The 6,902-nt window shown below is 72.6% G+C and carries 8 protein-coding genes; 5 read left to right on the top strand and 3 right to left on the bottom strand.

The genetic code is table 11. From position 1 onward, the window contains the following. From AB0J93_RS29805 to AB0J93_RS29785, 5 genes are all read left to right on the top strand, one after another. The coding region (locus tag AB0J93_RS29805; protein ID WP_363925676.1) for a ricin-type beta-trefoil lectin domain protein at positions 1–509 on the top strand (509 nt) is incomplete at its 5' end. Between the two features lie 166 nt (positions 510–675). Next, positions 676–1,353 carry a tRNA (adenosine(37)-N6)-threonylcarbamoyltransferase complex dimerization subunit type 1 TsaB gene (tsaB, locus tag AB0J93_RS29800; protein ID WP_363925675.1) on the top strand — a complete coding sequence of 226 codons (678 nt, stop codon included), beginning with the start codon at positions 676–678 and terminating at the stop codon, positions 1,351–1,353. Further along, positions 1,350–1,802, top strand: a complete 453-nt coding sequence (rimI, locus tag AB0J93_RS29795) for a ribosomal protein S18-alanine N-acetyltransferase (protein ID WP_363925674.1) — start codon at positions 1,350–1,352, stop codon at positions 1,800–1,802. The genes tsaB and rimI overlap by 4 nt, the downstream gene beginning before the upstream one ends. Positions 1,803–1,810: 8 nt before the next feature. Next, positions 1,811–2,857, top strand: a complete 1,047-nt coding sequence (gene tsaD / locus AB0J93_RS29790; RefSeq protein WP_363925673.1) for a tRNA (adenosine(37)-N6)-threonylcarbamoyltransferase complex transferase subunit TsaD — start codon at positions 1,811–1,813, stop codon at positions 2,855–2,857. A 13-nt stretch (positions 2,858–2,870) separates the two neighbouring features. Beyond that, a complete protein-coding gene (locus AB0J93_RS29785) occupies positions 2,871–3,125 on the top strand; it encodes a hypothetical protein (protein ID WP_099852920.1) in 255 nt (84 codons plus the stop codon). 22 nt (positions 3,126–3,147) lie between these two features. Here the strand turns inward: AB0J93_RS29785 and AB0J93_RS29780 are convergent, their stop codons facing one another. The 3 genes from AB0J93_RS29780 to AB0J93_RS29770 all read right to left on the bottom strand — a co-directional run bounded on the left by AB0J93_RS29780 (position 3,148) and on the right by AB0J93_RS29770 (position 6,899). Further along, a complete protein-coding gene (locus AB0J93_RS29780) occupies positions 3,148–4,818 on the bottom strand; it encodes a copper resistance protein CopC (protein WP_363925672.1) in 1,671 nt (556 codons plus the stop codon). Positions 4,819–4,836: 18 nt separating this feature from the next. Continuing rightward, positions 4,837–5,574 (bottom strand): DUF4142 domain-containing protein, encoded by a 738-nt coding sequence (locus tag AB0J93_RS29775; RefSeq protein WP_363925671.1) that lies wholly within the window; start codon positions 5,572–5,574, stop codon positions 4,837–4,839. Between the two features lie 143 nt (positions 5,575–5,717). Next, the gene (locus AB0J93_RS29770; protein WP_363925670.1) at positions 5,718–6,899 is read right to left on the bottom strand and encodes an ROK family transcriptional regulator; all 1,182 of its coding nucleotides are present in this window, start codon (positions 6,897–6,899) and stop codon (positions 5,718–5,720) included. Between the last annotated feature and the right edge of the window lie 3 nt (positions 6,900–6,902).

Here is a 6,902-nt window from a genome sequence, read left to right as displayed (position 1 = left end):
ACCAGATCATGGCGACCGAGGGTTACCAGAGCCAGGGAAGCTCGGACATCACCCTCTCGGAAGGCGGCACCCCCGGCCCCGGCCCGACCAACCCGCCCAACCCGACCACCCCGCCGCCCAGTGGCGGGTCCGGCCAGATGATCGTCGGTCAGCAGTCCGGCCGGTGCCTGGACGTGCCGAACTCGAGCACCAGCAACGGCACCCAGATCCAGTTGTACGACTGCTGGGGTGGCTCGAACCAGCGGTTCACCCACACCTCGAGCAGGCAGCTGACGGTGAACGGCAAGTGCCTGGACGTGCCGAACTCCAGCACGAGCAACGGCACCCGGATCCAGTTGTATGACTGCCACAGCGGCGCGAACCAGCAGTGGAACATCAACTCCAACGGCACGATCACCGGCGTGCAGTCAGGGCTGTGCCTCGACGCCGGTGGTAGCGGTAACGGGGCGATGATCCAGCTGTACAGCTGCTGGGGTGGAGCAAACCAGCAGTGGAGCCGCCGCAACTGATCCGCCGCAACTGATCCGTCGATGAGGGGCCAGGCGCTCACGGGCCTGGCCCCTCATCTCCTGACTACTCATCGTCATGGGTGCGGTGCGCGCGAGCGCTACGACCCGGCGGCGATGGCGGGCGGGCGTCCAAGGGCCGGAGGCGATGCGGCTAGGCTGGTCAATTGTGCTCGTACTGGTGGTGGACAGCTCGACCCCGGCGGTGACCGCGGCGCTCGTCGAGGTCACCGCGAACGCGGTCGTCACCCGGGCGCACCGGTGCACGGTGGATGCCCGCGCGCACGGCGAACTGCTGGCGCCGCAGGTGGAGGCGGTGCTCGCCGACGCGGATGCCCGTCCCGCCGACCTGGCCGCGATCGTCGCCGGGCTCGGCCCCGGCCCGTTCACCGGGCTGCGGGTGGGCCTGGTGACCGCCGCCACGATGGGGCAGGTGCTCGACATTCCGGCGTACGGTGTCTGCTCGCTCGACGCCATCGGCCACCCGGCGGCGGCTGGCGAGCCGGTGCTGGCGGCGAGCGACGCGCGGCGGCGGGAGATCTACTGGGCGGTCTACGACGGGGCGGGTGAACGTCTGGTCGGGCCGGAGGTAGGTGCGCCCTCGGTGGCCGCCGATCGGGCCCGGGAACTGGGCGCGACCGTGGCGGTCGGCGACGGTGCCCACCGCTATGCCGAGGTCCTCGGCCTGCCGCTGCGGGCCGAACCCCGCTATCCGGACGCGGGTGCGCTGGCCACCCTGGCTGCCGAGCGGATCCGGGCCGGCGCGGCCGGCGATCCGCTCACCCCGCTCTACCTGCGCCGACCGGACGCGGTGGCCGCCACCGCGCGCAAGCCGGTGCTGCCGTGAGCCGGTCGCGGCCGGCCCGGTTCCGCTGGTGGCACATCGACGAGGTGCTGCCGATCGAAGCGGATCTATTCGGTGCCGAGCAGTGGTCCGCGGCGATGTTCTGGAACGAGCTGTCGCACGGGCACTTCTACCGGGTGTTCACCGACGACGACGGCGGGGTGCTCGGCTACGCCGGGCTCGCCGTCGCCCCGCCCGACGAGGCGTGGGTGCAGAACATCGCGGTCCGGCGGGACGCGCAGCGCCGGGGGATCGGCCGACTGCTGCTGGAGGCGCTGCTCGCCGAGGCCGGCCGGCTCGGTGTACGCGCCGTTCTGCTGGAGGTCGCCGCCGACAACGCCCCGGCCCAGCGGCTCTACGCGATGCACGGTTTCGAACCGATCGGCGTGCGGCGCGGCTACTACCAACCGAGCAACACCGACGCGCTGGTGATGCAGCGCACCCAGGACTGAGAAAGCCCATGGCTGACGAACCACTGATCCTCGGCATCGAAACCTCGTGCGACGAGACCGGCGTCGGTGTCGTACGCGGGCACACCCTGCTCGCCGACGCGCTCGCGTCCAGCGTGGACCAGCACGCCCGATTCGGTGGGGTGGTGCCGGAGGTGGCCAGCCGGGCGCATCTGGAGGCCATCGTGCCGACGATGCAGCGGGCATTGACCGAAGCGGGGGTGACGCTCGCCGACATCGACGCGATCGCGGTCACCGCCGGGCCGGGTTTGGCCGGGGCGCTGCTGGTCGGGGTGGCCGCGGCCAAGGGATACGCGGTCGCCGCCGAGAAACCGGTCTACGGCGTCAACCATCTCGCCGCGCACGTCGCGGTGGACACGCTGGAGCACGGTCCGCTGCCCGAACCGGCGATCGCGCTGCTGGTCTCCGGTGGCCATTCGTCGCTGCTCCTGATCGACGATCTGGCCCGGGGCGTGACCCCGCTGGGCGCCACCATCGACGACGCGGCCGGCGAGGCGTTCGACAAGGTGGCCCGGCTGCTCGGTCTACCGTTCCCCGGTGGGCCGTACATCGATCGGGAGGCCCGGGCCGGTGACCCGGCGGCGATCGCCTTCCCGCGTGGCCTGACCGCAGCCAAGGATCTCGTCGCGCACCGCCACGACTTCTCCTTCTCCGGGCTGAAGACCGCGGTGGCGCGGTGGGTGGAGGCTCGCCAGCGGGCCGGCGAGCCGGTCCCGGTCGCAGACGTCGCCGCGTCCTTCCAGGAGGCGGTCTGCGACGTGCTGGTGAACAAGGCCCTGGACGCCTGCCGTGGTCGGGGCGTGGAGACGCTGGTGATCGGCGGGGGAGTGGCGGCCAACTCACGGTTGCGGGCGATGGCCGAGCAGCGGGCCGCCCGGTACGGCATCCGGGTACGGGTGCCCCGGCCCGGCCTGTGTACGGACAACGGCGCGATGGTGGCGGCGCTCGGCTCGCACCTGGTCGCCTCGGGCGTCGCGCCGAGCCGGCTCGACCTGCCCGCGGATTCGGCCATGCCGCTGACCACGGTCAGCGTCTGAGGAGGACGACGACGTGATCGTACGGATGTGGGAGGCACGGGCTGAGCCGTACGCGCTCGCCGACCTGATCACCTGGGTGTGCGACAGCGCGCTGCCCGAATTCGAGCACGACCCGCTGCACCTGTCCAGCGAGGTCTTCTCCTCCACCGACCACCGGGTCGTGGTGATCTCGAAGTGGCGCAGCAGCCCTCGGCCGCTGCCCGACCCGCCGGTGATGCTGCTGGCCCGGCAGCCGCATTCCTGGGACTTCACCCAGGTCGACCGCTGAGGCGTCATCGAGCCAGGTCAGGTCAGCGGATCGTCACCGTGGTGGTGGCGGTGGAACGGTCGATCTCGCTGGTTCGGGCGCTGACCCGCAACGTCCAGTCACCGGCGACCGGGAAGTGGATTTCGGCGCTGCCGTGGTGCGGTTCCAGCGCGAACACGTCGACGGTGATCGGCTCGATGCCGGCCTCCGGCAGGGCGGCGGTGACCGTCCACTCCGCCACCGGCAACTCCTTCGCCTGCGGTGTGTAGACGTACGCGTGCAGGCTGTTCGTGGTGCCGGCGACCGCCGGGTAGATGTCGAACTGCAAGGTGAACAGATCGGTGGTGAGCGATTGCGCGACACCCTCCCGGTTCACCCCGTCGGCCGCGGTACCGGCCGACCGACCGGGCGGGGTCTGCACCAGCATCGCCGTCAGCGCCAGCACCACCGCCGTCACGGCGAGTTCCACGCCGGCCGCCCGGGCGACCCACCGGGGTCGAACCGCCGCGACCCGTCGCCTGATCAGGCGGCGTTGCCCGGCCGCCACCGCCAGCACCCCGGCCAGCAGTGCCGCCTTGGCCAGCAGCAGGCGACCGTACGTGCTGCCCCACAGGGCCGAAGGGCGGCCGAGCTCGATCACGGCCTGACCGAGCCCGGCGGCGACCAGCCAGGCCACCGCGAGGGTGGCCAGCCGGGACCAGGCCGGCAGGATCCGGGCGAGCACCCGCTCATGGGTGCCCCGGAGCAGGAACACGGTAAGCGCGAACAGTCCGCCCAACCAGACGGTCACCCCGGCGACGTGCAGGGTGCCCAGTGCGATGCTCACCGGCGGCAGCGGCGAGGCGACCGGATGCCCGGCCAGTGGCCAGGTGACGAACCCGGCCAGGCCGATTGCCGCCAGTGCCGCACCGCGTACCCGCCCGGCGACGACGCGACCGGCCGACGAACGGTCATCAACACCCCGCAGCACCGCCGGCAGCAGGGCCGCCGCCAAGCCGACCAGCGCCAGCCGGGCGGCCAGCACCACTCCGACGTCGCTGTCCGCGACGGCCCGCAGGTCGGCCAGGGAGAGCTGCCCGACCGGCGCACCGACCACCTGTGCCGCCTGCCCGACCCAGGTGCCGAGCGTGCCGGCGGCGACCAGACCGAGCCCGCACAGCGCGGTGGCCGTGGCACCCCGACGGCGGCGGCGGGGCCACATGGTGGCCGCGAGCAGCGGCGGGCCGACCGCCAGGAGCAGCCCCAGGTACCCGAGGTACTTCGCTACCGGTACCAGCACCCCGGCCGGTGACTCGGACTCCGCCAGGGCCGGCTGCGGCGGGGTCGCCGACGGTGCCCCGGCGGCGAAGGTGAAGCTGCCCGCGACCGGGTGACTGTCGGCCGAGATGACGCGGTAGCTGACCAGGTAGGTGCCGAGTGGACGGTCCGAGGGTCGCAGGGCGATCCGGATGGTCCGGTCCCGGACCTCGGGCTCGCCGACATTGATCCGCTTTCCGTCGGGGGCGAGGACCTGTACCCGGCCGGGGACCACGGCGATGGTCTCGCTGAAGGTCACCAGCACCTCGCGCGGCGCGTACCCGAGCACCTCGTCACGCTGCGGGGTGGTGGCGACCACCACGGCGTGCGCCGCCGCTGGGCCGGCGGGGCCCAGGGCGGCGCACAGTGCGGTGAGGATCAGCCCGAGCAGGGCAGCGGCTCGGGTACGAACGGTCATCGAATCAGGTGGCGGCGATCAGCTGCGACGGAACATGCGGTACGTGAGGAAGCCGCCGGTGCCGAGGGCGCCGAGGAAGATCGCCCAGATCAGCGTGTTGCTGACGCCGATCTGCGGGCCGGTGTTGGCCGACGCGGCGGCGAGCAGGCCGTCGTTGCCCGGGGCCGGCAGTGCGGCGGGCGGCAGTTCGGCGTACCGGACCAGGCCGGTGCTCTCCAGCATCCGCATGTGATCACCGACGAACGTGTTCGCCGAGTTGGCCAGGTCCCGGATGACCTCGTTGCGGGTGCTGGCCCGGACCGCGCCGATGACCGGGAAGATCTTGCCGTGGGCGACCCGGAGCCGGGTGACGAAGATCTGGTCGAAGCGGGCGCCGTTGGCGTCCTTCATCTCGGTGAGCCAGCCCTGCTGCTCGGCGGTCGGCGCGTTGGGAATGACGGCGCTCAGCTTGTTGGCCGCCTCCACGGTGATCCGGTCAAGCTCCTCGTGCTGCCGGGCGATCTCGGCGCCCACCTCGCGGACCACCCGTGACTGGCCCTTCTCGGCGGCCATCTGCCCGGCCGGCATCTCCCAGAGCCCGGCCAGCCGTACCCCGTCGAGCAGGGCCTGGTCGGCGGCGGCGAGTTGCTGAGCGGCGGGCGCGGCCAGCGCCACGCCGGGCAGGACGACGAGGGCTGCGGCGATGGTGGTGAGCAGCACCGCCAAGCGACGGGACCGGTTGCCCTGCCGGCGACGAGCGGAATCCAGCGGTGCCATGTCTGCGGCGCCTCCTCGGACGAGAACCGATCGTTGAGCGATGGACGTCCGCACCCCGTCGGCCGTCCGCAACCTGGTACGGATTGTTCGGCCGATCAGTTCACCGATTGGCGAAACCTGCTCGCGAAATCTGGAACTGGAGGTCAGTTGACGTCGAGCGGGTCGGCCAGCAGCCGGTCGAAGGCGAGTTCGCCCGCGCCGACCAGGGGAGCGTCCTCACCGAGCTTCGGGGTACGCAGTCGGACGTGCTCAAGGCAGGCCGGCAGCCCGTTGGAGTTGAGCCGACTGCGCACCTGGGCGGCGGCGGCCAGGTAGAGGTCGCGCATGGTGCCGCCGAAGATGACCATCTCCGGGTTGAAGATGTTGACCAGGTTGGCGACGCCGAAGCCGAGCCAGTCGCCGGCCTGGCGTACCGCGATCTGGGCCTGGGCGTCCCCGCGGTCGGCGGCGTCGAAGACCGCCAGCATCGCCTCCCGGCCCCGGGCGTCGGAGCGGCCGGCGGCCCGGAGCAGCCCGTGCTCGCCGATCTCGGTCTCCCAGCACCCCCGGTTGCCGCACTCGCACCGGGCCCCGTCGCGGACCACCACCATGTGCCCGACCTCGCCGCTGTAGCCGCCGTGCCCGGTCAGCCGCCGGCCTCCGGCGATGATCCCGGCGCCGACGCCGACGTCGCCGTAGAGGTAGATGACGTTGTCGCAGCCGGCCGCCGCACCACGGGCGTGTTCGGCGAAGGCCGCCACGTCGGCCACGTTCCCGACCGTGACCGGCACGTCGACCCCGAGTTCCGTGCCGAGCGCCGTGCCGATCGGCTCGTCCACCCATCCGGTGGTGGGCCCGAGCCGGACCAGGCCGTCGTCGCGGCGGACCATGCCGCAGACCGCCACCCCGGCACCGACGCAGACGGCATCCTCCGGCAGCGCCTGCCGCATCTCCTTGACCGCGCCGGCCAGCAGCGGGGCGGCCTCCGCGGCGGTGAGACCGCGGGGGCGGTCCAGTTCCCGGCGGTCGAGCACCGCGCCGCCGAGCCCGACCCGCGCGGCCCGCAGCCGGTCCACCTCGATGCTGTACGCGTACGCGAAGACCCGGTCCGACTCGGGCCGGACGACAAGCGATGGTCGTCCGGCCCGGCCGGTTTCCTTCGGCGCCCCCTCAGTCACCAGGCCGGCCGCGGCGAGGTCGGCGGTGAGCGCGCCGATGGTGCTCCGGTTCAACCCCAGTGCGGTGGTCAGTTCCGCACGCGTGGTGGCACCGTGCACGTGCACGTAGCGCAGCAGGGCACCGAGATTCTGCCGCCGAATCTCGTCCTGGCTCGGTCCCACGCGCATCGG

The sequence above is a fragment of the Micromonospora sp. NPDC049374 genome, assembly GCF_040677165.1.
GTDB lineage: Bacteria > Actinomycetota > Actinomycetes > Mycobacteriales > Micromonosporaceae > Micromonospora.
This window is presented reverse-complemented; position numbering and strand designations above follow the sequence as displayed.

Coding starts and splice junctions, on each gene's coding strand:
- tsaD (WP_363925673.1), top strand. CDS start 1,811: ATGGCTGACGAACCACTGATCCTCGGCATCGAAACCTCGTGCGACGAG.
- AB0J93_RS29780 (WP_363925672.1), bottom strand. CDS start 4,818: ATGACCGTTCGTACCCGAGCCGCTGCCCTGCTCGGGCTGATCCTCACC.
- AB0J93_RS29775 (WP_363925671.1), bottom strand. CDS start 5,574: ATGGCACCGCTGGATTCCGCTCGTCGCCGGCAGGGCAACCGGTCCCGT.
- AB0J93_RS29770 (WP_363925670.1), bottom strand. CDS start 6,899: ATGCGCGTGGGACCGAGCCAGGACGAGATTCGGCGGCAGAATCTCGGT.